Below are 2068 nucleotides of genomic sequence, written 5' to 3'. Positions count from 1 at the left end.
ACTGATCAAAGCAATATAAATTCAGGTACTTTTAATTCACTTTGGAATTTTGATGACGGAACAAATTCACCTAATGTAAATCCAACACATGTTTTTGCTTCGGATGATACTTTTATGGTTAAACTAATTTTAACTTCAAACCTAAATTGTTCAGATTCAGCAACAAAATCAGCTTACGTATTTCCACTTCCCGAACCGGATTTTACAATTAATGACAGCACTCAATGTTTTGAATACAACAATTTTGTTTTTACAAACACATCATCAATAAAATGGGGAACATTAAGCAATTATTATTGGGATTTTGATGATGGAGGAAATTCAAGCTCTGTAAATGTAAATCATTCATACATAACTCAGGACGATACATTTAATGTCATGCTGAGTGCAACATCCGCTTTAGGTTGCATTGATACAAATTATAAAACAGTTTATGTTTTACCAATGCCTGTTGCAGATTTTTCAATTTGGGACAGCTCTCAATGTTTTGAAAATAATGCTTTTGGATTTCAAAATCAATCAACCATTAGTTCAGGTACTTTGTCAGCCTTATGGAATTTTGATGATGGAACTTATTCCACAACAACTAATCCAGTTCATTCTTTTCTTTATGCAGATACCTTTGCTGTTCAATTAACTGCTATTTCAGCATTTAACTGCCGTGACTCAATTATTAAAAACACCTATATCCATGTACATCCACAACCAAATGCTGCTTTTACAATCAACGACAGTGCACAATGTTTAAATTCAAATAATTTTGTTTTTACAAACAATACAACTATAACTGCCGATACTTTTTCACAGACATGGTATTTTGATGATGGCGATACTTCATCATCTTTTGACGTTAATCACATTTACGGATATCCTGATACTTTTGTTATAAAATTAATGGTAATCTCGGATTTCTTCTGTAAAGATTCTGCATTAAAAACCTCAATTATTTATCCAAATCCCGTAATTGATTTTGCTATCAACGATAGTTCTCAATGCTTGTTTGGAAATAGTTTCGTTTTTAGCGACAGCTCATCAATTTCCTCAGGCACTTACAATCAAGTCTGGAGTTTTGGAGACGGAAATACAGACTCCTCAATTAACAGTACACACTCTTACCTATCTCCTGATACTTTCCAAGTAAAATTGGCAGGATATTCATCTCTTGGTTGTGATGATTCCATTTCCAAAAATGTTTACGTTCATCCAATGCCTAATGCAGATTTTTCGATAAATGATTCTACTCAAAGTTTTCAAGATAACAATTTTATTTTCACAAGTACATCCACAATTAGCTCGGGAGCGATTTCTTACTACTGGACTTTTGGAGATGGAAATTCATCGACTTTACAAAACCCTGTTCACGTTTATTCCACCGATGATACTTTCACAGTAAAATTAGTTATAAGTTCTACTGCTAACGCTTGCCTTGATTCTATTTCAAAAACCGTTTACGTATTTCCAACTCCTTCCGTTGAATTTGCGATAAATGACAGTGCACAATGCTACAATGAAAATACTTTTGTTTTTACAAATAACACAACTATAAATTGGGGAAACATTTCATTCTACTGGTTCTTTGGCGATGGCGACACATCAACATTAACAAATCCATCACATATTTATAATTCGGATGATACTTTCTCTGTAAAACTATTAGCAATTTCAGAAACAGGAGCAAAAGATTCTTTAACCAAAGTTTTAATTGTATTCCCCTCTCCCGTTACGGCTTTTGACATTAGCGACAGTCAGCAATGTTTTAATGGTAACTCTTTTGTTTTCACAAACAATTCAACAATAAATACAGGTACTCAAACTTACAGCTGGAATTTTGGTGATGCTTCAACTTCCAATACTACAAGCCCTGTTCACACTTATGCAACTGATGACACTTTTACGGTATTTCTTATTGCTAACTCCAATTTGAATTGTGCTGATACATTGAGCAAAACAACTTATGTATTCCCAAGCCCTAATTCTACATTTAGTATCAATGACAGTCAGCAATGCTTTAATGAAAATCATTTTGTTTTAACAAATAACTCAACAATCAATACAGGTTCTCAAACTT

Annotated in this window: 1 protein-coding gene; it reads left to right on the top strand. The window is 33.1% G+C overall.

The genetic code is table 11. From position 1 onward, the window contains the following. The coding region (locus U9R42_11745) for a PKD domain-containing protein (GenBank protein MEA3496696.1) at positions 1–2068 on the top strand (2068 nt) is incomplete at both ends.

Source organism: Bacteroidota bacterium, assembly GCA_034723125.1.
In the GTDB taxonomy this organism is placed as follows: domain Bacteria; phylum Bacteroidota; class Bacteroidia; order CAILMK01; family JAAYUY01; genus JAYEOP01.
The sequence above is the reverse complement of the archived record's forward strand: the minus strand, read 5'-3'. Positions and strand labels throughout refer to the sequence as shown.